This window comes from Variovorax paradoxus (genome assembly GCF_040544635.1).
GTDB lineage: Bacteria > Pseudomonadota > Gammaproteobacteria > Burkholderiales > Burkholderiaceae_C > Variovorax > Variovorax paradoxus_R.
In genome coordinates this window covers 318,233-344,230 of sequence record NZ_JBEPKJ010000001.1, presented here as the reverse complement: position 1 = coordinate 344,230, position 25,998 = coordinate 318,233, and the positions used below count along the sequence as shown (strand labels likewise).

The 25,998-nt window shown below is 67.8% G+C and carries 26 protein-coding genes; 23 read left to right on the top strand and 3 right to left on the bottom strand.

The window, feature by feature from the left end:
• Nucleotide 1 precedes the first annotated feature (1 nt).
• The 23 genes from ABIC94_RS01685 to ABIC94_RS01575 all read left to right on the top strand — a co-directional run bounded on the left by ABIC94_RS01685 (nucleotide 2) and on the right by ABIC94_RS01575 (nucleotide 23,854).
• Nucleotides 2-973 (top strand): ABC transporter permease, encoded by a 972-nt coding sequence (locus tag ABIC94_RS01685; protein ID WP_354370849.1) that lies wholly within the window; start codon nucleotides 2-4, stop codon nucleotides 971-973.
• Nucleotides 970-1,821 (top strand): ABC transporter permease, encoded by an 852-nt coding sequence (locus tag ABIC94_RS01680; protein WP_047784595.1) that lies wholly within the window; start codon nucleotides 970-972, stop codon nucleotides 1,819-1,821. The genes ABIC94_RS01685 and ABIC94_RS01680 overlap by 4 nt, the downstream gene beginning before the upstream one ends.
• Nucleotides 1,818-3,476, top strand: coding sequence for an ABC transporter ATP-binding protein (locus tag ABIC94_RS01675; RefSeq protein WP_354370848.1), 1,659 nt, complete (start codon nucleotides 1,818-1,820; stop codon nucleotides 3,474-3,476). Before ABIC94_RS01680 ends, ABIC94_RS01675 begins: the two co-directional genes overlap by 4 nt.
• Nucleotides 3,476-4,450, top strand: a complete 975-nt coding sequence (locus ABIC94_RS01670; RefSeq protein ID WP_354371412.1) for a 2-hydroxyacid dehydrogenase — start codon at nucleotides 3,476-3,478, stop codon at nucleotides 4,448-4,450. Before ABIC94_RS01675 ends, ABIC94_RS01670 begins: the two co-directional genes overlap by 1 nt.
• A gap of 30 nt (nucleotides 4,451-4,480) precedes the next feature.
• The gene (locus tag ABIC94_RS01665; RefSeq protein ID WP_354370846.1) at nucleotides 4,481-5,851 is read left to right on the top strand and encodes an aspartate aminotransferase family protein; all 1,371 of its coding nucleotides are present in this window, start codon (nucleotides 4,481-4,483) and stop codon (nucleotides 5,849-5,851) included.
• Nucleotides 5,848-6,906 carry a histone deacetylase family protein gene (locus tag ABIC94_RS01660; RefSeq protein ID WP_354370845.1) on the top strand — a complete coding sequence of 353 codons (1,059 nt, stop codon included), beginning with the start codon at nucleotides 5,848-5,850 and terminating at the stop codon, nucleotides 6,904-6,906. The genes ABIC94_RS01665 and ABIC94_RS01660 overlap by 4 nt, the downstream gene beginning before the upstream one ends.
• Nucleotides 6,903-7,829, top strand: a complete 927-nt coding sequence (locus ABIC94_RS01655) for a DMT family transporter (RefSeq protein ID WP_354370843.1) — start codon at nucleotides 6,903-6,905, stop codon at nucleotides 7,827-7,829. The genes ABIC94_RS01660 and ABIC94_RS01655 overlap by 4 nt, the downstream gene beginning before the upstream one ends.
• Nucleotides 7,816-8,601 (top strand): GntR family transcriptional regulator, encoded by a 786-nt coding sequence (locus ABIC94_RS01650; protein WP_354370841.1) that lies wholly within the window; start codon nucleotides 7,816-7,818, stop codon nucleotides 8,599-8,601. Before ABIC94_RS01655 ends, ABIC94_RS01650 begins: the two co-directional genes overlap by 14 nt.
• A gap of 18 nt (nucleotides 8,602-8,619) precedes the next feature.
• The gene (locus ABIC94_RS01645) at nucleotides 8,620-9,648 is read left to right on the top strand and encodes a histone deacetylase family protein (protein ID WP_354370840.1); all 1,029 of its coding nucleotides are present in this window, start codon (nucleotides 8,620-8,622) and stop codon (nucleotides 9,646-9,648) included.
• Nucleotides 9,645-10,700 (top strand): phosphotransferase, encoded by a 1,056-nt coding sequence (locus ABIC94_RS01640; RefSeq protein WP_354370839.1) that lies wholly within the window; start codon nucleotides 9,645-9,647, stop codon nucleotides 10,698-10,700. Before ABIC94_RS01645 ends, ABIC94_RS01640 begins: the two co-directional genes overlap by 4 nt.
• Nucleotides 10,701-10,710: 10 nt before the next feature.
• Nucleotides 10,711-11,994 carry an aspartate aminotransferase family protein gene (locus ABIC94_RS01635; RefSeq protein WP_354370838.1) on the top strand — a complete coding sequence of 428 codons (1,284 nt, stop codon included), beginning with the start codon at nucleotides 10,711-10,713 and terminating at the stop codon, nucleotides 11,992-11,994.
• A 78-nt stretch (nucleotides 11,995-12,072) separates the two neighbouring features.
• Nucleotides 12,073-13,278 (top strand): M20 aminoacylase family protein, encoded by a 1,206-nt coding sequence (locus tag ABIC94_RS01630; RefSeq protein WP_354370837.1) that lies wholly within the window; start codon nucleotides 12,073-12,075, stop codon nucleotides 13,276-13,278.
• Between the two features lie 39 nt (nucleotides 13,279-13,317).
• On the top strand, nucleotides 13,318-14,295 hold the full coding sequence (locus ABIC94_RS01625; RefSeq protein WP_436317911.1) for a tripartite tricarboxylate transporter substrate-binding protein: 978 nt from the start codon (nucleotides 13,318-13,320) through the stop codon (nucleotides 14,293-14,295).
• Nucleotides 14,296-14,415: 120 nt separating this feature from the next.
• Nucleotides 14,416-14,940: a helix-turn-helix domain-containing protein gene (locus ABIC94_RS01620; RefSeq protein WP_354370835.1), complete on the top strand. Its 525-nt coding sequence runs from the start codon at nucleotides 14,416-14,418 to the stop codon at nucleotides 14,938-14,940.
• On the top strand, nucleotides 14,940-16,283 hold the full coding sequence (locus ABIC94_RS01615) for a type II toxin-antitoxin system HipA family toxin (RefSeq protein WP_354370834.1): 1,344 nt from the start codon (nucleotides 14,940-14,942) through the stop codon (nucleotides 16,281-16,283). The genes ABIC94_RS01620 and ABIC94_RS01615 overlap by 1 nt, the downstream gene beginning before the upstream one ends.
• Before the next feature lie 132 nt (nucleotides 16,284-16,415).
• Nucleotides 16,416-17,330 (top strand): dihydrodipicolinate synthase family protein, encoded by a 915-nt coding sequence (locus ABIC94_RS01610; protein WP_354370833.1) that lies wholly within the window; start codon nucleotides 16,416-16,418, stop codon nucleotides 17,328-17,330.
• A 38-nt stretch (nucleotides 17,331-17,368) separates the two neighbouring features.
• Complete coding sequence (locus ABIC94_RS01605) at nucleotides 17,369-18,511, top strand: branched-chain amino acid ABC transporter substrate-binding protein (RefSeq protein WP_354370832.1); 1,143 nt, start codon at nucleotides 17,369-17,371, stop codon at nucleotides 18,509-18,511.
• Nucleotides 18,512-18,524: 13 nt separating this feature from the next.
• On the top strand, nucleotides 18,525-19,460 hold the full coding sequence (locus tag ABIC94_RS01600; RefSeq protein ID WP_354370830.1) for a 4-hydroxyproline epimerase: 936 nt from the start codon (nucleotides 18,525-18,527) through the stop codon (nucleotides 19,458-19,460).
• 11 nt (nucleotides 19,461-19,471) lie between these two features.
• The gene (locus tag ABIC94_RS01595) at nucleotides 19,472-20,575 is read left to right on the top strand and encodes an NAD(P)/FAD-dependent oxidoreductase (protein WP_354370828.1); all 1,104 of its coding nucleotides are present in this window, start codon (nucleotides 19,472-19,474) and stop codon (nucleotides 20,573-20,575) included.
• On the top strand, nucleotides 20,572-20,820 hold the full coding sequence (locus ABIC94_RS01590; RefSeq protein ID WP_354370826.1) for a (2Fe-2S)-binding protein: 249 nt from the start codon (nucleotides 20,572-20,574) through the stop codon (nucleotides 20,818-20,820). The genes ABIC94_RS01595 and ABIC94_RS01590 overlap by 4 nt, the downstream gene beginning before the upstream one ends.
• A gap of 5 nt (nucleotides 20,821-20,825) precedes the next feature.
• The gene (locus ABIC94_RS01585; RefSeq protein ID WP_354370824.1) at nucleotides 20,826-22,109 is read left to right on the top strand and encodes an FAD/NAD(P)-binding oxidoreductase; all 1,284 of its coding nucleotides are present in this window, start codon (nucleotides 20,826-20,828) and stop codon (nucleotides 22,107-22,109) included.
• Nucleotides 22,106-22,804, top strand: a complete 699-nt coding sequence (locus ABIC94_RS01580) for a GntR family transcriptional regulator (RefSeq protein WP_436317910.1) — start codon at nucleotides 22,106-22,108, stop codon at nucleotides 22,802-22,804. The genes ABIC94_RS01585 and ABIC94_RS01580 overlap by 4 nt, the downstream gene beginning before the upstream one ends.
• 72 nt (nucleotides 22,805-22,876) lie before the next feature.
• Complete coding sequence (locus tag ABIC94_RS01575; RefSeq protein ID WP_354370821.1) at nucleotides 22,877-23,854, top strand: fatty acid desaturase family protein; 978 nt, start codon at nucleotides 22,877-22,879, stop codon at nucleotides 23,852-23,854.
• Here the strand turns inward: ABIC94_RS01575 and ABIC94_RS01570 are convergent.
• The 3 genes from ABIC94_RS01570 to dbpA form a co-directional block, all read right to left on the bottom strand.
• Nucleotides 23,794-24,114: a hypothetical protein gene (locus ABIC94_RS01570; protein WP_354370820.1), complete on the bottom strand. Its 321-nt coding sequence runs from the start codon at nucleotides 24,112-24,114 to the stop codon at nucleotides 23,794-23,796. The two genes, ABIC94_RS01575 and ABIC94_RS01570, sit on opposite strands and share 61 nt — an antisense overlap.
• 88 nt (nucleotides 24,115-24,202) lie before the next feature.
• The gene (locus ABIC94_RS01565; protein ID WP_180288607.1) at nucleotides 24,203-24,373 is read right to left on the bottom strand and encodes a hypothetical protein; all 171 of its coding nucleotides are present in this window, start codon (nucleotides 24,371-24,373) and stop codon (nucleotides 24,203-24,205) included.
• Nucleotides 24,374-24,469: 96 nt separating this feature from the next.
• Nucleotides 24,470-25,909 carry an ATP-dependent RNA helicase DbpA gene (gene dbpA, locus ABIC94_RS01560; protein ID WP_354370819.1) on the bottom strand — a complete coding sequence of 480 codons (1,440 nt, stop codon included), beginning with the start codon at nucleotides 25,907-25,909 and terminating at the stop codon, nucleotides 24,470-24,472.
• Nucleotides 25,910-25,998 lie beyond the last annotated feature (89 nt).

The following is a 25,998-nucleotide window of genomic DNA, read 5'->3' as shown; positions in this document are numbered from 1 at the left end:
GATGAAACGTACGCAGTTCATGCTGGGCCGCGTGATGCAGGGCTTGTTGGCAATCTTGCTGATTGCCACGGTCAACTTCATGCTGGTGCGCGCGGCGCCGGGCGATCCGGTGTCGGTACTCGCGGGCGAGGCGGGCGCGTCCGATCCGCAGTTCGTGGCGCAGCTGCGCGCGCAGTTCGGGCTCGACCAGCCGATCACGACGCAGCTTGCCACCTATGTCGGCAAGGTGGTGCAGCTCGACCTGGGCTTCTCGTACCGGCAGCAGCAGCCTGTGCTCGAGCTCATCATGGACCGGCTGCCGGCCACGCTGCTGCTCACGGGGACGGCCTTTGCGTTGTCGCTGCTGTTCGGCATCACGCTCGGGGCGCTGGCCGCGCGGCGCGCCGGCACCTGGGTCGACAGCTCGATCACCGTGGTGGCGCTCATCTTCTATGCCACGCCGCTCTACTGGCTCGCGCTGATGGCGGTGCTGGTGTTCACGGTGCAGCTCGACTGGCTGCCGGGCTTCGGCTTCAGCACCGTGGGCTCCGGCGCCACAGGCCTGGCGCTGGCCTGGGACATTGCGGGGCACTTGGTGCTGCCGGCGCTGACGCTCGCGCTCTTCTACATGGCGGTGTATGCGCGCATGACCCGCGCCGCCATGCTCGAGGTGGCGCAGATGGACTTCGTGAAGACCGCGCGCGCCAAGGGCGTGAAGCCCGGCCGCATCTTGCGCGCGCACGTGCTGCGCAACGCGCTGCTGCCGGTGGTCACGCTCGCGGGCATCCAGGCCGGCGGAATGATCGGCGGCGCGGTGCTCACCGAAACCGTGTTCGCCTGGCCCGGCATCGGCCGCCTGATGTTCGACGCGCTGCTGCAGCGCGACTACAACCTGCTGCTCGGCGCCTTCCTGGTGACCGCGGCCATGGCCGTGCTGTTCAACCTCATCACCGACCTCGTCTACACGCTGGTCGATCCGCGGATAGAGCTATGACATTGCTGCAAAGTCCATTCTGGCGGCGCTTCTGCCGCAACAAGGGCGCCGTGCTCGGCATGGCCGTGCTGGTGCTGGTAGCCGTGGTGGCCATCATCGGCCCGTGGGTTGCGACCAACGATCCGTGGAACATGGTCGAGCAGCCGTTCCTGCGGCCGTGGACCGAGCCGGGCTTTGCGCTCGGCACCGACACGCTGGGCCGCGACATCCTCTCGGGCGTGATCTACGGCGCGCGCATCTCACTGTTGATCGGGCTGGTGTCGACCGTGGTCGCGCTGCTCATCGGCGTGACGCTTGGCGCCATTGCGGGCTACTTCGGCGGCTGGATCGATGCGGCGCTGATGCGTTTTACCGAGCTGTTCCAGGCCGTGCCGAGCTTCGCGCTCGCCATTGTGCTGGTGGCGATTTTCCAGCCCTCGGTCAACTCGATCGTCGTGGCCATTGCCATCGTCTCGTGGCCGCCGGTGGCGCGGCTGGTGCGCAGCGAATTTCTCACGCTGCGCCAGCGCGACTTCGTGCAGGCCGCGCTGCTCGCGGGCCAGTCGACGCCACGCATCATCCTCACGCAGATATTGCCCAACGCCATGTCGCCCATCATCGTGATGGCCTCGCTCATGACGGCCACGGCCATCCTGCTGGAGTCGAGCCTGAGCTTTCTCGGCCTGGGCGACCCGAACCAGATGAGCTGGGGCTACATGGTGGGCGCCGCGCGCACCGTGCTGCGCCAGGCCTGGTGGATGGCGCTGTTCCCCGGACTGGCCATCGTGCTGACCGTGCTCGCGCTCAACCTGGTGGGCGAAGGCCTGAGCGACGGGCTCAACACCCGGCTCGACGGGAGGGGCAAATGAGCGCCACCGTCACACCCATGAAGCCGGTGCAACCGGTGCTCGACGTCGTCAATCTGGGCATCCGCCTGCCCAAGGGCGCGGACCGTGCGCTGGCTGTCGACGGCGCTACGCTGTCGGTGCTGCCGGGCCAGACGCTGTGCGTGGTCGGCGAATCGGGCTCGGGCAAATCGATGATCGCCAACGCCGTGATGGGCCTGCTGCCCCGCCCGCACGTCGAGCCCGTGGCCGGGCAAATCCTGTTCGAGGGCCGCGACCTGCTGCAGCTCACCGAGCCGCAGATGCGCGAGCTGCGCGGGCGCCGCATCGGCATGGTGTTCCAGGAGCCGATGACGGCGCTGAATCCGGTGATGCGCATCGGCGAGCAGATCGGCGAAGTCTTCGATGCGCACGGCAGCGTGCCCGCGGCCGAGAAGCGGCGGCGCATCCTGGCCGCGCTGGCCGACGTGGGGCTGCCCGACCCGGAGCTGCTGATCGACGCCTATCCGTTCCGCCTTTCGGGCGGCCAGCGCCAGCGCGTGATGATTGCCTGCGCGCTGGTACTCGAGCCCGTGCTGCTGATTGCCGACGAGCCGACCACTGCGCTCGACGTAACCACGCAGGCGCAGATCCTCGCGCTCATTCGCGAGCTGCAGCAGCGCCGCGGCACGGCGGTGCTGTTCATCACGCACGACTTCGGCGTGGTGTCGGAGATCGCCGACCACGTGGTGGTGATGCAGACCGGCAAGGTGGTCGAGGCCGGGCCGGTGCGCCAGGTGCTCGATGCGCCGCAGCACCCCTACACGCGCAAGCTGATCGCAGCCATTCCCACCGGCAACGCCGAGCGCGACACCCCAACCGGCGAGATCGTGCGCGTGCTGCAGGTGCAGGACCTGTGCAAGACCTACACCTCGGGCAACGGCCTCTTCAAGCGCGGCCGCTCGGTGCAGGCCGCGAAGAACGTCAGCTTCGAACTGCGCCGCGGCGAAACGCTGGGGCTGGTCGGTGAATCCGGCTCGGGCAAGTCGAGCGTGGGCCGTTGCCTGGTGGGGCTTTCGCCGTTCGACAGCGGCCGCATCCTCTTCAAGGGCCGCAGCCTTTCGCAAGGGCCTGCGTTCCGCCGCGAGGCCGCGGGCAGGATCCAGATGGTGTTCCAGGACCCGTACGCATCGCTGAACCCGCGCCACCGCGTAGGTGCGGCCATCGCGGGCGGTCCTATTGCGCAAGGCGTGGGCAAGACCGAAGCCATGGCGCGCGCGATGGAGCTGCTGAAGCTCGTGGGCCTGGGCGCCGATGCGGCCGAGCGCTATCCGCACGAGTTTTCGGGCGGGCAGCGCCAGCGCATCGGCATTGCGCGTGCGCTGGCCATGCAGCCCGAACTGCTGGTGGCCGACGAGCCGGTGTCAGCGCTCGACGTGTCAGTGCAGGCGCAGGTGTTGGAACTCTTCGCGCAGGTGCGCGAGCAGTTCCAGCTCGCCATGGTCTTCATCACGCACGACCTGCGCGTGGCCGGCCAGATGTGCGACCACATCGCGGTAATGCAGCGCGGCGAGGTCGTCGAATACGGCGAGACGCACAAGGTGCTCGGCGATCCGAAGCACGCCTACACGCGCAAGCTGATCGAGGCGGTGCCGCGGCTGGTGTCCTCCGCGTCGCCGGCCGAGGCGCTGGTCGCGTGATGGCGGCGCCGGACGACGACAAGGGCAAGAGCGGCACGCCCTGCGTGGCGATCCTGAGCGCGGTGCTGGACATGGAATACCTCGCCGTGGCGTTTCGCGAGGCCCATCCGGGCATCGACCTGCGCTTGGGCGAAGAGCTCGGCGCGCTGGACGAAATCGAAGCGGCCGTCTGCTGGTTTCCGCCGCATGGCCTGCTCGCGCAGTTGCCGAAGCTCCGGCTCGTGCAGTCGCTGGCTGCGGGCATCGAGCACATCACGGCCGATGCGGAACTGCCGCGCCACCTGTCGCTCTGCCGCATCGTCGACACCGGCATGGCCGCCGGCATGAAGGCGTACGTCTGCTGGGCCGTGGTGCAGCAGCATCGTGGCATGCGCGCGTACGTTGCGAGTTCCGCGGCCGGCCGGTGGGAAGAGCAGCCGATCGAATCGCCGCGCCACCACCGCGTGGGCATCGCCGGCCTCGGCACCCTGGGCATGGCCTGCGCCGAGGCGCTTGCCGCCATCGGCTACCAGGTGCGCGGCTGGAGCCGCGGCCCCAAGGAAGCCTTGCCGGCCGGCGTCGTGGGATTTCATGGCGCGGCGCAGCTCGACGAATTTCTTTCGGGTTGCGACACGCTGGTGTGTCTGCTGCCGCTCACCGCCGAGACGCACGGCTTTCTCGATGCCGCGCTGTTCGCAAGGCTGCCGCGCGGCGCGCACCTGATCAACGTCGGCCGCGGCGACCACCTGGTCGAGGCCGACCTGCAGCCGGCGCTCGATGCGGGCCAGCTGTCGGCGGCCACGCTCGATGCCTTCTCGCAGGAGCCGCTGCCGCCGGAGCATCCGTTCTGGGGCGACCCGCGCATCCTCGTCACGCCGCACATCGCCACGCGCACCGACAGCCTCGTGATCGCGCGCCAGACGCTCGACAACCTCGCGTCGGTGCGGCAGGGCCGGCGCCCTGCGAACCAGGTCGACCTGGCGCGCGGCTATTGATTGAACTCCCTACACAACGGAACCGCCTTCATGAACGCCAGCACGCACGCAGAGAACGCCGCCAACGACATCGCCGCGCACCTGCATCCCTTCACCAACCTCGCGACCCATCCGCAGCTCGGCCCGCTGGTGATCCAGCGCGGCGACGGCATCTTCGTGGAGGACGACCAGGGTCGCCGCTATCTCGAGGCGATGTCGGGCCTGTGGTGCGCCTCGCTGGGCTTCAGCAACGCACGCCTGGCCAAGGCCGGCAGCGAGGCGCTGCACGGGCTGCCGTACTACCACACGTTCAATGGCCGCTCGAACCCGGCCGCGATTGCGCTGGCCGAAAAACTGATTGCGCTGGCGCCGGTGCCGATGTCCAAGGTGTTCTTCGCCAACTCCGGTTCGGAGGCCAACGACTCCGCGGTCAAGCTGGTCTGGTACTACCACAATGCCATCGGCAAGCCCGGGAAGAAGAAGATCATCGCGCGCCGCAACGCGTACCACGGCGTGACGGTCGCGGCTGCGAGCCTGAGCGGCCTGGTGCCGAACCACCGCGACTTCGACTTGCCGATCGACCGCATCCTCCATGTCGATTGCCCGCACCATTTCCGCTATGCCGAAGCCGGCGAGAGCGAGGAAGACTTCGCGACGCGGCTGGCCGCTGCGCTCGAGCAGCGCATCCTCGATGAGGGCCCCGAGACGGTCGGCGCCTTCATCGCCGAGCCCGTGATGGGCGCGGGCGGCGTGCTGGTGCCGCCGGCCACCTACTTCGACAAGGTGCAGAAGGTGCTGGCGAAGTACGAGGTGCTGCTGATCGCCGACGAGGTGATTTGCGGCTTCGGCCGCACAGGCCAGATGTTCGGCTCGGCCACCTTCGGCTTGAAGCCCGACATCCTGACCGCAGCCAAGGCGCTCTCGTCGGGCTACGTGCCGATCTCGGCCGTGATGGTCAACGAGAAGGTGCATGCGGCCGTCGCCGCCAACAGCGGAAAGATCGGCACCTTCGGCCACGGCTTCACCTACTCGGGCCATCCGGTAGCCTGCGCCATTGCGCTCGAGACGCTCAAGGTGTACGAGGACGAGAACATCCTCGCGCACGTCCAGTCGCTGGCTCCGCAATTCCAGCAAGGGTTGCAGAGTTACGCCGGGCGCAAGTACGTCGGCGAGGTGCGCGGCGTGGGGCTCATCGGCGCGATCGAGCTGTATGCCGACCCCGCGAAGCGTACGCCCTTCGATCCCGCGCAGAAGGCCGGCGCACGCCTCGCTGAACTCGCGCTGGCGCAGGGGCTCATCGTGCGCGCGATGGGCGATTCGATTGCCTTCTGCCCGCCGCTCATCATCACGGCGCAGCAGATCGACGATATGTTCGCGCGCTTCGGCCGCGCCATGGCGATCTTCGAAGAGAGCTTCGTGTGAAGGCCTTCTTCACCGACGAGCAGCTGCTGCACGATCCGCAGCAGTTCATGCGGCTGGGCCGCATCTGCAAGCCGACGGACCTGCCGAGCCGCGCGCATGCGCTGCGCGATGCGCTGGCCCTTCGCGGCATTGCACTGGCCGAGCCGCACGACTACGGTCGCGCGCCGCTCGAAGCCGTGCACAGCGCCGACTACCTCGACTATCTTGAAACCGCCTACGCGCTGTGGCGCGAGCTGAAGGTGCCCGGCGTGGAGCCCGGCATCGAAGTGCTGCCGAATCTCTCGCCCTATTACAACGGCACGCCGGGCCTGGCACGCCCGCCCTGCCCCTCGCCCTCGCTGGTGGCACGCACGGGCTACTACATCAGCGACCTCTCGTGCCCGCTTGGCCCGCACACCTGGCGCTCGATATTGCGCTCGGCCCACACCGCGGTGGCCGCCGCCGACGCGGTGCTGGAAAGCGGCGACGCAGCCTATGCGCTGTGCCGTCCCTCGGGCCATCACGCGCACCGCGATCGCGCGGGCGGTTTCTGCTACATCAACAACAGCGCCATCGCGGCGCAACGGCTCTGGGAGCGGCACGGACGCGTGGCGGTGTTCGATGTCGATGCGCACCACGGCGACGGCACGCAGAACATCTTCTATGCGCGCAATGATGTGCTGACCGTATCGACGCATGCCGACCCCGCGGGCTACTACCCGTTCTACACCGGCTATGCGCACGAGCGCGGCGTGGGCGCCGGAGAAGGCTTCAACCTGAACCTGCCGCTCGCGCACGGCGCGGACAACACGGTTTTCCTGCAGGCGGTGGACCAAGGCGCGGCCGCGCTGCGCGACTTTGCGCCCAAGGCACTGGTGCTCGCGCTCGGCTTCGACAGCTACAAGGACGACCCCATCAGCGTGCTGAAGCTCGACCTCGACGCCTACCGCCACATCGGCGAGCGCGTCGGCGCGCTGAAACTGCCTACCGTGGTGGTGCAGGAAGGCGGCTACATGGTCGAGGCCATCGGCCCCGCGCTCGACAATTTCCTGCGGGGCTTCCAGGCCGCCCGATGAGCACCGCCGCGACTGCCCTCGCCCTGCGCCCGGCGGGCTCGAAGAGCGCCGGCGTGGCGCTGTTCTTCTGCGCGCTGGTGGCCTTCGCTTCCTACGACGCGTTCTGCAAGCACATGCTGCAGTTCTACCCGGCGCCCTTCGTCAACGTGATGCGCTACATCGCGGTAAGCGGCATTGCCTTTGCGATGCTGCTGCGCCACGGCGACCTGCGCATGTGGCGCACGCCGCAGAAGCCCTTGCTGCTGCTGCGCGGGCTGATGCTCGCGACGGTGGCCACCTGCTTCATGACGGCGCTCATCTGGATGCCGCTGGCCGAGGCCACGGCCATCTACTTCACCGCGCCGCTCCTGATGGTGGCGTTGTCGCCCTGGCTGCTTGGCGAGCAGGTGCGGCTCAGCCGCTGGGTGGCCGTGACGGTTGGCTTCGGCGGCATGCTGCTGATCGTGCGGCCGGGCGCCGACCTACCCCTGCTCGGCACGGTGCTGATGGCCGTTGCAGCCGTCTGCTACGCGATCTTCCAGCTGCTCACGCGGCGGCTCGCGGGCTTGGTCGCAGGGCCGGTGCAATACGCTTGGACCGCGCTGGTCTGCTTCATCGTCACACTGTTGCCCGCGCCCTTCTTCCTGCCAGCCCACCAGCCGCCCTGGGGCGACGTGGCGCTGTTGCTCGCGGGCGGCGCCTGCAGCGCGGCGGCGCAATGGCTGTTGCTGGCCGCCTTCGAGCGCGTCGAAGCCTCCACGCTGGCGCCGCTCAACTACTTCCAGCTGCTGCTGGCCGTCGCCTTCAGCACCTTCTGGTTCCGCAGGCCGCCCGACGCGATTGCGATGGCCGGCATCGCGCTGATCATGGCGGCGGGCCTCTACCTGGCGCGCGCGGGGCGGGGCCTGAAGACCGTGCAGGCCGCGCCAGATGCCATCCGGTGAAGAATCGCCCCTGGCGCATACCAATGACGAGACAAGCAACATGGCAACTTCCGTAATTTCTCCTCCTCCTTCTGCCGACGCGGCCCTGTTCGAGTCGGTCGAGTCGACCGATCTCGTCGGCCTGGTCGAGGCCCAGCTGACGCGCGCCATCGTCGAAGGCCGCCTGGCGCCCGGCAGCCGCATCGTCGAGGCGGACATCGCACGCCGCATGGGCGTGAGCCGCGCGCCGGTGCGCGAGGCGGCGCGGCGGCTCGAACGCCAGGGCGTGCTGGTCGCAAAACCGCGCCACGGCTTTGCGGTGCGGACCATCAGCGTGCAGGAGATCGACGACCTGTTCGAGGTGCGCCTGAGCCTGGAGCTCACCTCCATCGAGCTGGCCTGCCGCAAGGCCGACGACGCGGGCATCGCGCGCGTGCAGGCGCTGGTCGAGGCCATGGTGCGCGAGGCCAACACGCAGCCGCAGCATCACCGCATCGCCAATGACCTGGCGCTGCACACGCTGATCTGCGAGCTCTCGGGCAATGCGCACCTGCACCGCATCTTCATGAACACGCAGACCGAGATGCAGATGATCATCGCGCTGATCGATGCGGTCTATCACGACCCCACCGCCATGGCCGAGACCCACCGCCCCATCGTCGACGCCCTGGTGCGCCGCGACCCCGAGGCCGCCAAGGCCGCGATGCGTGTGCATCTGGAAGACGCCTGGCAGCACGTGCGCGCGCTGTTCGTGAAGCAGCACGGCGCCGCGCCCCTTCCCGCCAATGCCTGAGACCGGAGAAACACGCCGATGAAAGTCGTCTACAGCGACACGCACAAGGACCACGACCCGCAGCTCTTCATGGTGCGCGGCAAGCTCAAGCGCAGCAACGAGCAGCCCGAGCGCGCGTTCCGCCTGCTGAAGGCGGTCGAGCAGGAGGGCCACGAGATCGTTGCCACGCGTGACTTCGGCGCCGGCCCGCGCGCCGCGATCCACACGCCCGAGTACCTGCGCTTTCTTGAAACCGCCTACGCGCGCTGGCAGTTGCTGGACGATCCGTCCGAAGAGGTGATGCCCAACATTCATCCCTTCCCGGGCCAGCCCTGCACCTACCCCGACAGCGTGGTCGGCCAGGCCGGTTTCCACATGGGCGATAACGCCTGCTCCATTGGCGCGCGCACCTGGGAGGCCGCCATCGCCTCGGCGAACATGGCGACGCATGCGGCGCAGCTCGTTCTCGACGGCGAGCGGGCCGCTTATGCGCTGTGCCGCCCGCCGGGCCACCACGCGTACGCCGACCGCGCCAACGGCTTCTGCTACCTGAACAACGTGGCGATTGCCGCACAGCACCTGCGCGGCGTGCATGACCGCGTGGCCATTCTTGATATCGACGTGCACCACGGCAACGGCACGCAGGGCATCTTCTACCGCCGCGCCGACGTGCTGACCATTTCGCTGCACGGCGATCCGCGCAACTTCACGCCCTTCTTCATCGGCCATGCGCACGAGCGCGGCGAAGGCGAAGGCCTGGGCTACAACATCAACAAGCCGCTGGCGTTGGGCACCGACATCGACGGCTACCTGCCCGCGCTGCGCGATGCCTGCGACAGCGTCCGCGCCTACGCGCCCGGCGCGCTGGTGGTGGCACTGGGGCTCGATGCGCACGAGCGCGACCCGTACAAGGGCATGAAGATCCAGACCGCCGGCTTTGCGGTGCTGCTGGCCGAGATCGCGCGCCTCGGGCTGCCCACGGTGCTGGTGCAAGAAGGCGGCTACCTTTCCGACGACCTGGGGCCCAACATCGCGAGCGCGCTGCGCGGGTTCGAGAGCGCCGCATGACGAATGCAGAGTTCGCCGACGCGCAGGTGCTCAGCGAAGGCTCACCCCCGCTCGACGACGCCTGGGTGCGCCAGCTGACACAGGAGCGCTACGGCATCGAGGGCGAGATGAAGCCGCTGACCGGTGAGCGCGACCGCAACTACCGGTTCGAGCGCGCCACCGACGGCGCCCGCTTCATGCTGAAGATCTCGCACCCGGCCGAGACCGCGCTGGTGGCCGACTTCCAGACCCAGGCCCTGCTGCATCTCGCGGCCACAGACCCCGGCCTGCCGGTGCAGCGCATCGTGCCGACGCAGGATGGCGCCGCCTCCTTCGTGTGCGGCCCGGGCGACGGCTTGCCGCGCGTGGTGCGCCTTTTCACCTACCTGCCCGGCCTGCCGCTGCCCGAGGCGACGCGCACACCGTTGCAACAGCAAAACCTCGCGCGCATGCTGGCCCGGCTCGACATTGCACTCGCAGGCTTCGACCACCCGGCCGGCGACCTGCCGCTGCCCTGGGACCTGCAGCGCGCCGACAGCGTGCGCGGCCTGCTCGCGCACATCGCCGAGCCGGAACGCCGCGCGCTGGCCGCCGCCGCGCTCGACCGCTTCGAGCGCGACGCCAAGCCGGTGCTGCGCATGCTGCCCGCGCAGCCGATCCACAATGACTTCAATATCTACAACGTGCTGGTCGATCCGGCCGACACCGACCGCATTGCCGCGATCCTCGACTTTGGCGACATGGTGCGCGCGCCGTGCATCAACGACCTGGCCGTGGCCGCCGCCTACCAGGCCGGCACCGGCGACGACCCGCTCGCGGCCGTCGTGCCGCTGGTCGCCGCGTACCACGCGGTGCGGCCGCTATCGCCGGCCGAGGTTGGCGTGCTGTTCGACCTGATTGCGGCGCGGCTCGTGATGGTGGTGGCCATCAGCGGTTGGCGTGCCGCGCGCTATCCCGAGAATGCGCCCTACCTGCTGCGCAACAACCCGCTGTCGTGGGCGCGGCTGCAGGCCTGCGAGCGCATCGGCACCAAAGTCGCAACCGCCGCCTTCCGACGCACGTTGAACCTCTGAGAGATCGCCCATGACCACCTTCGCCCCTTCGACCCAGGCACTCGTCGAGCGTCGCGCGCGCGTGCTCGGCCCGGCCTATCGCCTGTTCTACGACACGCCGCTGCACCCGGTGCGTGGCGAGGGCGTGTGGCTGTACGACGCCGACGGCAAACGCTACCTCGATGCCTACAACAACGTCGCCTCGGTCGGCCATTGCCATCCGCATGTGGTCGAGGCCATCGCGCGGCAGGCCGGCGTGCTCAACACCCACACGCGCTACCTGCACGAAGGCGTGCTCGACTACGCCGAGCGGCTGCTCGCCACCATGCCGGCCGAGCTCGCGCACGCCATGTTCACCTGCACCGGCAGCGAGGCCAACGACCTCGCGATGCGCATCGCACGCGCGCACACCAAGGCCGAGGGGCTGATCGTCACGCGCTTCGCGTACCACGGCGTGACCGCGTCGATCGCCGAGGCCTCGCCATCGCTCGGCAAGTTCGTGCAGCTCGGCGACGCGGTGCGCACCGTGCCGGCGCCCGACAGCTATCGCATCGCGCCCGGCGAACTGGGCCGCGCGTTTGCGCAAGGCGTGCGCGAAGCCATCGCCGACCTGAAGGCGCACGGCATGCGCCCAGCCGCATTGATGGTCGACACCGTGTTTTCGAGCGACGGCATCTTCACGGACCCGCCCGGCTTCATGGCCGAGGCGGTGGACGCGGTGCGCGAGGCCGGCGGCCTCTTCATCGCCGACGAAGTGCAGCCCGGTCTCGGCCGCACCGGCGATGCGTTCTGGGGCTTCCAGCGGCACGGCGTGGTGCCCGACATCGTCACCATGGGCAAGCCGCTCGGCGCCGGGCATCCACTGGCGGGCCTCGCCGTGCGGCCCGAGGTGCTGGCCGCCTTCGGCCGCGAGTGCCGCTATTTCAATACCTTCGGCGGCAATCCGGTGTCGATGGCCGCCGGCATGGCGGTGCTCGACGTGATCGAACGCGAAGGCTTGATGGCCAATGCGCGGCGTGTCGGCAGCTACCTGCGGGCGCAAATCGCGAAGCTCGCGGAGCGCCATGCGCTGATCGGCGACGTGCGCGGCGCGGGCCTGTTCGTGGGCGTGGAGCTCGTCACGGACCGCCAGGCGCGCACGCCCGCCACCGCGGAAACCGCGCGCATCGTCAATGGCCTGCGCGAGCGGCAGGTGCTGCTGAGCGCCACCGGAGAAAACGCCAACACGCTCAAGATCCGCCCGCCGCTGGTGTTTGCCGAAGCCCATGCCGACCTGCTGGTCGAGACGCTCGACCAAGTGCTGGCCGGCCTCTGACCGATTGGCTCGCCGCCGCGCATGGCGCTGCGCGCCGCCTTGCGCCAGAATCGTTCGCCCCTACGACCACTTGCCACCATGAACATCGTCGATTCCTTTGCCAACAGCGTTTCCCGCTTCGTCGATATCCGACGCGACATTCACGCCCACCCCGAACTCGGTTTCGAAGAGCATCGAACCTCCGAAAAGGTGGCGAGCCTGCTCGCCGAATGGGGCATCGAGGTGCACCGCGGCATTGCCGGCACCGGCCTCGTCGGCGTGCTGCGCAAAGGCACCGGCACACGCACCATCGGCCTGCGCGCCGACATGGACGCGTTGCCGTTGCACGAGGCCAACGAGTTCGCCCACAAGTCCACCCACGCCGGCCGCATGCACGCCTGCGGCCACGACGGCCACACCACCATGCTGCTGGCCGCAGCCTGGCACCTGTCGCAGCAGGGGCCGGATGATTTCGACGGCACCGTGCATTTCATCTTCCAGCCCGCCGAGGAGATGGGCAAGGCCGGCGCCAGGAAGATGATCCAGGACGGCCTGTTCGACCGCTTCCCGTGCGACGCGGTCTTTGCGCTGCACAACTTCCCGGTCGGCGACGTGGGCCGCTTCGCGCTCAACGAAGGCGCACTGATGGCGTCGAGCAATACCTACAAGATCACGGTGCGCGGGCGCGGCACGCACGCCTCGATGCCTCATACCGGCATCGACCCCGTGGCCGCGGTGATCACCCTTGCGCAGCAGCTGCAGACCATCGTGCCGCGCACCATTCCCAGCACCGAGCGCGCCCTGCTCGCAGTCACGCAACTGCAGGGCTCCGATGCACCGAACGTGATTCCCGATGTGGCCACGGTCGGCGGCACCATCCGTACCTTTTCGATCGAAGCCATCGACAAGATCGAGGCGCGGCTGCGCGAAGTGGCCGCCGGCGTGGCCGCGGCGCATGGCTGCACGGCGGAGGTTTTCTTCAACCGCTCTTCGCCGCCGGTGGTCAACCACGTGGCCGAGGCGCGCTTTGCCGCGGGCGTGATGCGCGAGGTGGTGGGCGACGACATGGTGACTGACAACTTCCCCGCCGTGATGGGCGCCGAGGATTTCGCCCACATGCTGCTCGCGCGGCCCGGCTGCTACGCCTTCCTGGGCAATGGCGACGGCGACCACCGGCTCGACGGCCACGGGCCCGGCCCTTGCATCATCCACAACACCTCGTTCGACTTCAACGACGAGATCATTCCGATTGGCGCCAGCTACTTCGTGAAGCTGGTGCAGCGCTGGCTGCCGTCGGGTGCCTGAATTTTTTTACTGCCAATGATGATGAAAGCGGCCACTCCGATGACCTCCACCCTGTTCACCCGGCGTTCGCTGGCTGCGCTTGCAGCCGCCGCGACGCTCGGCGCCCTCGTGCTGCCCGTCCACGCGCAGCAGCGCGTGATCCACATCGTCGTGCCCTTCGGCACCGGCGCGGTGCAGGACACGGTAGCGCGCGCCTTCAACGCCGAGCTGGGCGCGGCGCTCAACGCCAGTGCCATCGTCGAGAACCGCGCGGGCGCCGGCGGCACGGTGGGCGCGGCAGCCGTGGCCAAGGCGCCGGCGGACGGCAGCACGCTGGTGCTCGCGGCTGCGAGCCACAACATCGCGGGCTTTCTGTACAGCAAGCTCTCGTACGACCCGCTGAAGGATTTCGTGGGCGTGGCCAACATCGGCAACGCGGGCTATGTGCTGGCGGTGGCGAGCGGGCTCAACGTCTCGAACACGGCGGACTTCATCAAGGAGGTCAAGGCCAACCCGGGCAAGTACAACTACGCCTCGGCGGGCAACGGCAGCGCCACGCACCTTGCAATGGCGTCGTTCCTTGCCAAGGCGGGGCTGGAGATGACGCACATTCCGACCAAGTCGACCGGCGAGGCGGTCAACGAGGTACTCGCGGGCCGCGTGCAGGCCGTCATCTCCTCGAGCATCGGCGTGATGGGTTTCCAGGCGGACCCGCGCATGAAGCTGCTCGCGTCCACTGGCAAGGCGCGCAGCCCGTTCCTGCCAAATTTGCCGACCGTGGCCGAGAGCGGTCTGCCGGGCTACGCCTTCGATTCATGGATCGGCCTGCTCGCGCCCGCCGGCACGCCCAAGGCCGAGGTCGAGCGGATCAACGCGGCCACGAACAAGGTGCTGGCCGATCCGGCGATCCAGGAGCGCTTCAAGCGCCTGGGCGTGGAGCCGCGCACGCAAAGCGCCGAAGAGTTCCAGAAGCTGCTGCGCGCGGACTGGGATGCAATGGGGGCGGTCGTGAAAGCATCGGGCGCGAAGATCGATTAGGTGTAAATTACAAGCCATACCTTGTTTCTGGAAAATAAAAGCCCAGGCTTGTATTTGGTAAAAATATGCCAAATCTTGTATGTTGACAAAATAAGCTAAGGCCGATATCTTGCTTGCAAGATGGACTATCCCCTTCGCTTCGTCGACCAGTTGCGGCCCCACCTGAAGGCGCTACGGAAAAAACGCGGCCTGACACAGGCGCAAGCGGGTGCGCTCGTCGGCGTTAGCCAAGCACGTATCGCGGAGATTGAGGCGAATCCCGGGGCTGTCGGTCTCGAGCAACTGGCGAAGCTTCTGTCGGTGTTGGGCGCGTCCTTCTACCTGCGGGAAGAAGCGCCTTCAAGCGGCCCCGTGTACGCCATGGAGGAGCGCTCGAAATACGAGTCGCCTCAGGACACGGCCGTGAACGTCCCAGCGGGACCATGGACGACCCGAAAGATGAGTGGCGGCTCCGTGCTGGTAACGCTGTCTCCCGGGGAGGCGGACGCTCCAGCGCTCCAATCGACCGGGGACGGGTCGGCTCAGGCTCAATCGACCGCGCCGGGTGCATTGCTCCGCCAGCTTCAAGCCCTGAACCCGGGCAAGGACGTCAAGCCCACGTCGCGCCGCAGCTTCGTCATCCGGCCAAAGACGGGCTCCTGGTAATGCAGGCGCTGAATGCGTGGATGAACGGGGAGCTGGTCGGCACCTGGTCTGTCGATCGCGACTCGCACACTTTCCGGTATCACCCCGGATGGCTGGAATCGCCGCGGCAGCGATCGCTGTCGCTGTCGATTCCGATCAACAGCACGCTCGAAGTCCGGGGCGACGTGGTCAGGAACTACTTCGACAATCTGCTGCCCGACAACATCGGGATCCGGGTGCGTCTGGGCCATCGTTTCAAGCTCAAGGACATCAATACCTTCGACCTGCTCGAAGCCATCGGGCGCGACTGTGTCGGTGCGGTGCAGCTGCTGCCCGAAGGTGCCGAGCCCGAAGGCTGGAGGGCCATGAACTGCGAGCCCCTTGGCCACAAGGAAATCGCCGAGCTGCTGCGGGCCGTGCCGTCCGACGCCACCCCCGAAAGCATGCGCGACGAGGACCTGTTTCGCATCTCCCTTGCCGGCGCCCAGGAGAAGACCGCCCTGACCCGCTGGAACGGCGCATGGTGCCGCCCGCACGGCGCCACGCCCACCACGCACATCATCAAGCTGCCGCTCGGACTCATCGGCGGCTCCAGGCGCGTGGACGCATCCGACTCGGTGCAGAACGAATGGGTTTGCGCGCAGATCGTCGAGGCGCTCGGCTTGCTTGTGGCGCCTACATCCATGGCGACCTTCGAGGGCCAGACTGTCCTGGTGGTGGAGCGTTTCGATCGCGAGTGGATGGACGGCGGCACATGGATCGCGCGCCTGCCGCAAGAAGATTTTTGCCAAGCCATGGGGCTGCCGTCGACCAAGAAGTACGAGCAAGACGAAGGCCCCGGCATGCCCAATTGCCTGCAACTCCTGCAAGGAAGCCGGAGCGCCGACGACCGCACCCGGTTCCTCCTGACCCAGCTGGCCTTCTTTCTGCTGGCCGCAACAGACGGCCACGCCAAGAACTTTTCGGTCCGCCTGTACCAAGGCGACGTCTACGACATGACGCCGCTCTACGACATCATTTCGATGTGGCCTTATTTCGGCAACGGGCCCAACCAGTTCCAGCCGCGCAAGGCGGGGCTGGCCATGGCGGTTCGTTCCAAAAACAAGCACTACGTTTTCCACACCATCCAGACGCGCCATTGGCATCAGCTGGCAATGAAGAACGGCGGCACCGGCGTGTGGAACGCCATGCTGGAGATGGTGGAGTCGCTGGACGAGGCATTGGGTGAAGTCGAGGCCCTGTTGCCGGACGACTTCCCCGCCCGGACCTGGGAAGCCATTTCGCGGGGCATGCGAAGCGAAGCCGAGCGCTTCCGTTCGGGCCTTGCCGACATCGGCAAGGCCGGCGCGCCGCGCGCCGAATAAGACCTAACACGCAAGACGTGGGCGAGCCGGCCTCGTGCCACCGCTGCGGCAAAGCAAAAATGTCTTGACGATATATTATTAATATATTTAAAGTGCGCCTGATTTCCACCGCACACATCAGGAGCACCATCCGTGACCAATCCCCGCTGGCAAGGCATCTTCCCCGCCATTACCACCAAGTTCCACGCCGACGAAAGCATCGATGCCGAGGGCACCGCACGCCACATCGACTTCCAGATCCGCAACGGCATCCACGGCCTGGTCACCTGCGGCTCGCTGGGTGAAGCGAGCACGCTCACGCTCGAAGAGAAGCTGCAGGTCGCGAAGATCGCACTGGAAGCGGCCGACGGCCGCATCCCGGTGTTGGCGAATGTCTCGGAAACCAGCACTCGCGAGGCTCTGCGCTATGTGGACGGGGCCAACAAGCTGGGCGTGGCGGGCTTCATGGTGATGCCCTCGGTGATCTACGTGGCCGATGCGCGCGAGGCAATGCTCAATGTGCGCACCATCGCCAATGCGGCGCAGAAGCCGATCATGGTCTACAACAACCCGGTGGCCTACCGCGTGGACCTGAAGCCCGAGCACATGGTGGAGCTGGCGGACTGCGAGTGGATCGCGGCAATCAAGGAGAGCACGGACAACATCCGCCGCATCACGGACTTGCGCAACACGGTGGGCACCCGCTACCAGCTGTTCCTGGGGGTGGACGACCTGGCGTACGAAGGCTTGGCGCTGGGCGCGGACGGCCTGCTGGCCGGGGTGGGCTGCTCGTTCCCCCGCGAGACGGTGGCGCTGTACGACCTGATGAAGGCCGGCAAGTTCGCCGAGGCACTGAAGCTGTACCAGTGGATGACGCCGATGCTGCACCTGGATGTGTCGACCAAGCTGGTGCAGAACCTGAAGCTGATCGATGCGCTGGTGGGCGTGGGCAGCGAGCACATGCGCCGCCCGCGGCTGCCGCTCATCGGCGAGGAGCGCGCGGCCGTCGAGGCGATCGTGAAGAAGGCGCTGGCCACGCGGCCTGCGCAGTACCAGTCGGTTATGTAATAACCGCTCTTTTCGTCGTTCCCAACCTAGGAAGAAGCATGAAGACAAAAGTAGGCATGGTTCCGTTCATCGGCCTCGTGGGCCTCGCTGCCCTCACCATCGCAGGCCATGCCAATGCGCAGGAGCAGGTCGTCAAGATCGGCCACAGCGGCCCGCTCTCGGGCCCCAACGCATTCGCGGGCAAGGACAATGAAAACGGCGTGCGCCTCGCCATCGAAGAGCTCAACGCAAAGAAGATCACCGCCGGCGGCAAGACGCTCAAGTTCGAGCTGGTCTCCGAAGACGACCAGTGCGACGCCAAGTCCGGCGTGAGCGTGGCGCAGAAATTCGTGGACGACGGCATCAAGTACGTCATGGGCCCGTATTGCTCGGGCGTGGCCATTCCGGCTTCGCGCATCTACGCCGATGGCGGCACCATGGTCTCCACCGTGGGCACCAACCCGAAGGTGACGCAGGGCGGCTACAAGAACCTGTACCGCATCATCGCGAGCGACAACCAGATCGGCTCCAGCATGGCGGTGTACGCGGCCAAGGTGCTCAAGGTGACGAAGGTGGGCGTGATCGACGACCGCACCGCCTTCGGCCAGGGTCTGGCGGAAGAGTTCACCAAGGAAGCCAAGAAGCAGGGCCTCACCATCGTCGGCCAGGAGTTCACCACCGACAAGGCCGTGGACTTCACCGCCATCCTCACCAACATGAAGGCCAAGGCGCCCGAAGCCATCTTCTTCGGCGGCTATGCACCGCAGGCCGCACCCATGGCGCGCCAGATGAAGCAGCTCGCCGTGCCCGGCAAGCTCCTGGGCGGCGATACGGTGTGCAGCCCGGCCACCGGCAAACTCGGCGGCGATGCGGTCAACGACCTCGTCTTCTGCGCGCAGGGCGGCTCCATTCTCGAAAAGGCGCAAAGCGGCCCGGCCTTCAAGGCGAAGTTCAAGAAGCGCTTCAACGTCGATGCAGACGCGTATGCGGCTTCGTACTACGACCAGGTGCTGTTCATCGGCGAGTCGATGCAAAAGGCCAACTCCATCGACCCCGACAAGGTGGGCGCCGAGCTCTACAAGACGACCTACAAGGGCGTGGCCGCAACCTACAGCTACGACGACAAGGGCAATATGAAGCAGGCGCCGATCACGGTGTTCACCTTCAAGAACGCAGCGCCCGTTCCCCTCGCCAGCTACTGAGCCGAAGGAAGACATGCAACGCATCCAGATCGTCGATTCGCACACGGGCGGCGAGCCCACGCGCCTGGTCATCGGCGGATTTCCCGATCTGGGCGGCGGCAGCATGGCCGAGCGCCGCGCCCTCTTGGCCGGGCAGCACGACAAATGGCGTGCCGCCACGGTGCTCGAGCCGCGCGGCAGCGACGTGATCGTTGGCGCTCTGCTGTGCGAGCCGGTGTCGAAAGATGCAGCGGCCGGCGTGATCTTTTTCAACAACACTGGCTACATCGGCATGTGCGGCCACGGCACCATCGGGCTGGTCGCGAGCCTTGCGCATATCGGGCGCATCGCCGTGGGCGAGCACCGCATCGAGACGCCCGTGGGCACCGTCACCACCACGCTGCATGCCGATGGTTCGGTGAGCGTGCGCAACGTGCCGGCATACCGGCACCTGCACCAGGTGGCGGTCGATCTGCCGGGCCATGGCACCGTGCGAGGCGACGTGGCCTGGGGCGGCAACTGGTTCTTCCTGGTCAGCGAACACGGCCAGCGCGTGGCGAGCGACAACCTCGCGGCGCTGACCGGCTACACCACGGCGCTGCGCAAGGCCTTGGCGGCGCAAGGCATCACGGGCGCCGACGGCGCGGAGATCGACCATATCGAGCTCTTCGCCAATGACGACAGCGGTGCGGACAGCCGCAACTTCGTGCTCTGCCCAGGCAACGCCTACGACCGCTCGCCGTGCGGCACCGGCACCAGCGCCAAGATCGCCTGCCTCGCGGCCGACGGCAAGCTCGCGCCGGGCGAGGTGTGGACACAGGCCAGCGTGATCGGCAGCCGCTTCGAGGCCAGCTACACGCTGGACGACGGCAAGGTCATTCCAACGCTGCGCGGCCGTGCGCACATCAGCGCCGAAGCCACGCTGCTGATCGACGACAACGATCCTTTCGGGTGGGGAATCCGGCTCTGACGCCGGCGGGCATGGACGCAGACGTCATCGTCATCGGCGCCGGCATCGTCGGGGCCGCCTGCGCGCACGCGCTGGCGCTGGCTGGCCGCCGGGTGCTGGTGCTCGACGCACGCATCGGCGGGGCCACCGGCGCCGGCATGGGGCATCTCGTGGTGATGGACGACAACCCGGCCGAACTTGCATTGAGCCGCCATTCGACGGCGCAATGGCGCGCCCTGGCGCCGCGCATGAGCGAAGACTGCGCATACAGTGCCTGCGGCACGTTCTGGGTTGCCGCGAACGAAGAAGAAATGGCCGAGGCCGAGCGCAAGCAGCAGCGGCTGCGCGCGCACGGCATCGAATGCCGGTTGCTCGACGCCGCCGCGTTGGCGCACGCCGAGCCGGCCTTGCGCAAGGGCCTCGCAGGTGCGCTCGAAGTGCCGGGCGACGGCATTCTCTATGCGTCGAATGCAGCGCGCTGGCTGCTCGCGCAGGGCGGAGATTCGGTCCGCGTCGAACATGCGAAGGTCGATGAGATTGAAAGCGACGGCACGCTGCGGCTTGCTGGCGGCAACCGTCGCACCGCGCCGCAGATCGTGCTCGCGAACGGCATCGAGGCTACGACCCTGTGTCCCGAACTCCCGATCCGCCCCAAGAAGGGCCATCTGCTGATCACCGACCGCTATCCCGGCACCGTGCACCACCAGCTCGTCGAGCTCGGCTACGTCACCAGCGCGCACCACAGCGACGGCGACTCGGTCGCGTTCAACGTGCAGCCGCGGCCCACGGGGCAATTGCTGATCGGTTCCTCGCGGCAGTTCGACACCACCGATCCGGCCGTCGAAGCGCCGATGCTCGCGCGCATGCTGCAGCGCGCGCTCGACTACCTGCCGGCGCTCGCGGACCTCACCGCGGTCCGCTCCTGGACCGGCATGCGCGCCGCGACGCCCGACGGTCTGCCGCTGCTGGGCAAGCACCCCTGGCGCGAAAAGCTCTGGCTCGCCGTCGGCCACGAAGGCCTGGGCGTGACCACCGCGCCGGGCAGCGCACACCTGCTCGCGGCGCTGATGACCGGCGGTGATCCCGAATTCGACGCGGCGCCCTATGCGCCGCGCGGCCTGCTGGAGCCAGCATGAGCGGCACTACCCTGCTGCACATCGACGGCCGTCCGGTCCGCGTGAAAACGGGCAGCTCGGTCGCCGCGGCGCTACACGTGAACGGCGGCATGGGCGTGGCGCGCATCTCCGTCACGGGCCAGCCGCGCGGACCGTTCTGCGGCATGGGCGTGTGCCAGGAATGCCGCGTGCGGGTCGACGGGCGGCGCATGCTCGCGTGCCAGACGCTGTGCGCTGAAGGCATGCAAGTGGAGACCGCGGAGTGAGCGCCATGCCGCTGGAACACTGCGATCTGTTGATCGTCGGCGCGGGCCCTGCGGGCATGGCCGCGGCGGTGGCGGCCGCACCCAGCGGCGCGTCCATCGTCGTCATCGACGACAACCCCGCGCCCGGCGGGCAGATCTGGCGCGATGGCCCCGGCGCAGCACTGCCGCCGGCCGCGCGCAAGTGGCGCGAAGCACTCGAACGCCACGCCAACATCCGCGTATGCAGTGGCACGCGCGTCGTCGCGGCGCCCTCGCAGAGCGAACTGCTGCTCGAAGACGCCGATCGCGGCTGGCGCATGCGGTGGAAGAAACTGATTCTTTGCACCGGTGCACGCGAGTTGCTGCTGCCCTTCCCGGGTTGGACATTGCCCGGCGTGACCGGCGCCGGCGGCCTGCAGGCGCTCATCAAGGCCGGTCTCCCGGTCGAGGGCGAACGCATCGTGATCGCGGGCAGCGGGCCTCTGTTGCTCGCGGCCGCAGCCACGGCACGCGCAGCGGGTGCGAAGGTCGTGCGCGTCGCCGAGCAGGCCGCGTTCGCGGCGGTTGCGGGTTTTGCCGCCAACCTGCTGCGCTGGCCGGGCAAGGCTGTTCAGGCGCTGACGCTGAGCGATGCGCAGTACCGCACCTCGTCGCGCATCGTCTCCGTTCAGGGCGACGCGCACGTCGAATCGGTCCGGCTCCGCCAAGGCAGCCGCGAAATGGAAATCGAATGCGAGCGTGTGGCCTGCGGCTTCGGCCTCACGCCCAACACGCAGCTCGGCCGGTTGCTGGGCTGCGCCCTCACGTCCGCCGATGCCGGTGCGCAGGCGCTGGCGGTAGATGCGCTGCAAGCCACCAGCCTGCCCGACATTTACGCCGCCGGCGAATGTACCGGCTTCGGCGGCAGCGAACGCGCCCTGGTGCAGGGCACCATCGCCGGCCACGCAGCAGTCGGCAACGAACGCGCCGCAGGGCAGCACGAACGCGAGCGTGCCCGCTGGAATGCCTTTGCCGCGCAGTTGCACCGCAGCTTTGCGCTGGCCCCCGGCCTCCGGCAGATGCCGCAGTCCGACACGCTCGTGTGCCGCTGCGAAGACGTGCCGCTTTCCGCGCTCACCGGATGCAGCGGCTGGACCGACGCCAAGCTCCATCGCCGCTGCGGCATGGGCGCCTGCCAGGGCCGCGTGTGTGGCGATGCGGCACAGTTCCTGTTCGGCTGGACGCCGCCCGTACCCCGGCCGCCGCTTTCGCCGGCGCGCATTGCAACCCTGGCCGGCCTCGCGGCTCATGATGATGTGGACCGACAATGAAGCCGAAGCAGCAGCAGAAAAAAACCATGGCCCCTCCGAAGACCGTGCCCCGCCCCCAGCCCAAGCGCCGGGCTGCCGACCTCGCCTATGACGCGATCGAGACGCTGCTCTCCACCATGCAGCTGGAGCCCGGCAGCCAGGTCGTCGAAGCCGACCTGGCCGAGCGCACCGGCCTTGGCCGCACGCCCGTGCGCGAGGCGCTGATGCGCATGGTGTCGATCGGCCTCATCGTGCAGCAACCGCGCCGCGGGCTCCTGGTGTCGGCCATCGACCTCGCCGACCACCTCGACGTGATCCAGACCCGGCGCGTGCTCGAGCGGCTGATTGCGGCCTGCTCGGCGCGCCGCGCGACCGCGCTGCAGCGCAAGGAAATCGTGCGCTGCGCCGAGGAGATGGTCGAGGCCGCGGGCCGCGGTGACCTCACCGGCTACATGCGTGCCGACCATGCGCTTGATCTCGTCAACCACCAGGCCAGCCACAACGACTCGGCCGTGAAGGCGGTGATTCCTCCGATCGTGCAGTGCCGGCGCTTCTGGTACGCGTACCAGCACGAAGGCGAGATCGTCGAGGGCGCAAATGCCCACCTGGAACTGGCGCAGGGCATCGCGACGGGCAACGAAGCAGCGGCGGTCGCGGGTGCCGAGCGACTGATGGATTACCTCGAGCTTTTTGCCCGCAAGATCATCGACAAATAGGCCAAAGGGCCTCGTCCGCCGCACCGGGGAACTACGCGTGATCTGCCGCGGCCAACGGCGCATACTGGCCCGATGGCCGTCGCACCCCGCGCCCAACCCGAGGACTTCTTCAGCACCGAAGAGTGGCAATCGCTCACCAGCCGTTCGTCATGGAAGGGCCTCTGGCTGGTGGCGCACTGCTGGGGCGTCATCGGCGCCGCGATGCTCGCGGGCATTGTGTGGCCGTGGACCATTCCGCTCATGGTGCCGATCGTCGGCGCGCGGCAGCTGGGGCTCTTCATCCTCATGCACGATGCGGCGCACGCAGGCCTGCACAGCAACCGCAAGGTCAACGATTGGGTGGCGTACTGGCTGTGCTCGTACACGCTGCGCGACTACCGCCCCTATCACCTGCAGCACCACCGCTTCGTGCAGCAGACCGAAGACCCGGACCTCGTGCTTTCGGCGCCCTTTCCGATCACGCGTGAATCGATGTGGCGCAAAGTCGTGCGCGACCTGAGCGGTCAGACGTTTTACAAGCAGCGCTTCGGCCATGTCGCCGAAGGCATCCGAAATCGTGCGCCGGGTGAATCGGCGCTGAAGGCTTTCGGGCGCGAGCTGTCGAAAGACCGGCGCTTCCTGATTGGCAACGGGTTGGGCTTTCTGGCCTTCGCGCTGGCCGGCGTTTGGTGGGCCTGGCTCCTGATGTGGCTGCTGCCCATGGCCACCTGGCTGCCGCTCGTGAGCCGCGTGCGCAACATCGCCGAGCATGCACTGGTGGCGCAGAACGAAGCCGATCCGCTGCGCCAGGCGCGCACCACGCATGCCGGCTGGCTGGAACGTGCGCTGGTGGCGCCCTACTGGGTCAACTACCACTGCGAGCACCACATGTTCACCAGCCTGCCCTGTTGGAGCCTGCCGAAGGCGCACCGGCTGTTGCAGCGACGAGGCGCAACCGCGCGCATGGAGGTGCAGTCCGGCTATTTGAGCCTGCTGAAGCGCGCCGCGCCTCAGTTCTCGGCCGGCAACGGTTCCGGTCCGGGCCAGCCCAGCAGTTCGGCCAGCCGCTGAACGATCCACCCGGCCTCGGCCGCCGACACGCCGGATTCGGGCGTGGCCAGCCCCGCGTGGATGCGCCGCAGGATCTCGCTCTCGACCGGCACCTCGGTGTGGTGCTGGATCTGCGCATGGCCCACGAGGTGACCGGCGAGGTCTTCGCAGATCTCGTAGCGCGCGCGCACCACGTCGATCGGCTCGCGCAGGCGCTGGCGCGCGTCGCTGTAGACCGCGAAGAACGAGGGCGGGATGTAGATCTGGTTGTCGTCGGACATGGCGGCCTTGTTTGTAGCGGGCCCAATGACAAAACGCGCCCGGGGGCGCGTTCGTCGTGGCTCCGAAGAAAGAGCCGCGGAGGCTGGATCAGCCGCCCTTGGTCGGGCGCTTGCCCGGGTTCTTCTTGCTGCGCGTGGCGGTGCCGCGCTCGAGGCTGACCTTCTGGCCGCCACCGGTGCGAGGCGCGGTGTAGCCGGGCATGGGGGTCGGCTTCGGGCTGGCAAGACGGTCGGCTTCGGTACGGATTTTCTTGGGCATGGAAAGCTCGGATAAAAAGGATGTTCGACCCCCGATTAGGCCACATCGGCAGATTTCATCTGCCGAGCGCCGAAACGAGGGGCCATGGGAGGGATGTCAGGTGGACTGCGGTGTCAGCAGGCGCACCCTGACGCTCTTGCCTTTCACGCGGCCGTTGTCGAGCTTGCGTGCGGCTTCTTCGGCAATGCTACGGTCCACCGCAACATAGGTCGAGTACTCGTTGACGTTGATCTTGCCAACCTGCTCCTTGGCATAGCCGCAGTCGCCGGTCAGCGCGCCCAGCACGTCGCCGGCGCGGATCTTTTCCTTGCGCCCGCCCACGATCTGCAGCGTGGCCATCGGCGGTGTGAGCGGCGCGCCCTGGGCGGGCGTGAGCTCGGCCAGGTCGTGCCATTCGGATTCGCGGCCTTGCAGCTGTTCGATCTTGCCGACGCTGCCCATCTCGTCCATGCTGGCCAGGTTCAGGGCGAGGCCTTCGGCGCCGCCTTGCTGGCCCACGCGACCGGTGCGGCCGACGCGGTGGATGTGAATTTCGGAATCGGGCGTCACTTCGACGTTGATCACGGCTTCGAGGTGCGAGATGTCGAGCCCGCGGGCCGCCACGTCGGTCGCCACCAGCACCGAACAGCTGCGGTTGGCAAACTGCACCAGCACCTGGTCGCGCTCGCGCTGCTCCAGCTCGCCGAACAAGGCCAGCGCGCTGAAGCCCTGGGCTTGCAGCACCTCGACGAGGTCGCGGCACTGCTGCTTGGTGTTGCAGAAGGCCAGCGTGCTCACGGGGCGGAAATGGTCGAGCAGCAGGCTTACGGCGTGCAGCCGTTCGCTTTCCTTCACCTGGTACCAGCGCTGGCGGATCTTGCTGCCTTCATGCTGCGCCTGCACCGTGATCTGCTGCGGGCTCTTCATGAACTGCTGCGCGAGCTTGGCAATGCCTTCGGGGTAGGTGGCCGAGAACAGCAGCGTCTGGCGCTCTTTCGGGCACTGGCGCGCCACCTTCACGATGTCGTCGAAAAACCCCATGTCGAGCATGCGGTCGGCTTCGTCGAGCACCAGCGTGTTGAGCGCCTCGAGGTTCAGGTTCTCGCGCTCCAGGTGGTCCATGATCCGGCCCGGCGTGCCCACCACGATGTGCGCGCCGTGCTCCAGGCTGGCAATCTGCCCGCGCAGCGCAACGCCGCCGCAGAGCGTGACCACCTTGATGTTTTCTTCTGCGCGCGCCAGGCGGCGGATTTCGGTCGTGACCTGGTCGGCCAGCTCGCGCGTGGGGCACAGCACCATCGCCTGGATGGCGAAGCGGCGCGGGTTCAGGTTGGAGAGCAGCGCGAGGGCAAAGGCGGCGGTCTTGCCGCTGCCGGTCTTGGCCTGGGCGATCAGGTCCTTGCCGAGCAGCGCCGGCGGCAGCGCGGCGGCCTGGATCGCCGTCATCTGCGTGTAGCCGAGCTGGGTGAGGTTGGCCAGCATCTGGGGCGAGAGCGCCAGCGTGGCAAAGCCGTTGTCGACCTGGGAGTCGCCGGCTGTTGGATTGGGTGTGGTCATCGTTCGACAGCCGGAAGACCGCAACAAAAACAAAGGCCTTGCCAAGCGCCCGTCGCGGGGCGCTTGCCAAGGCCCTTCGTCAGTCGCAG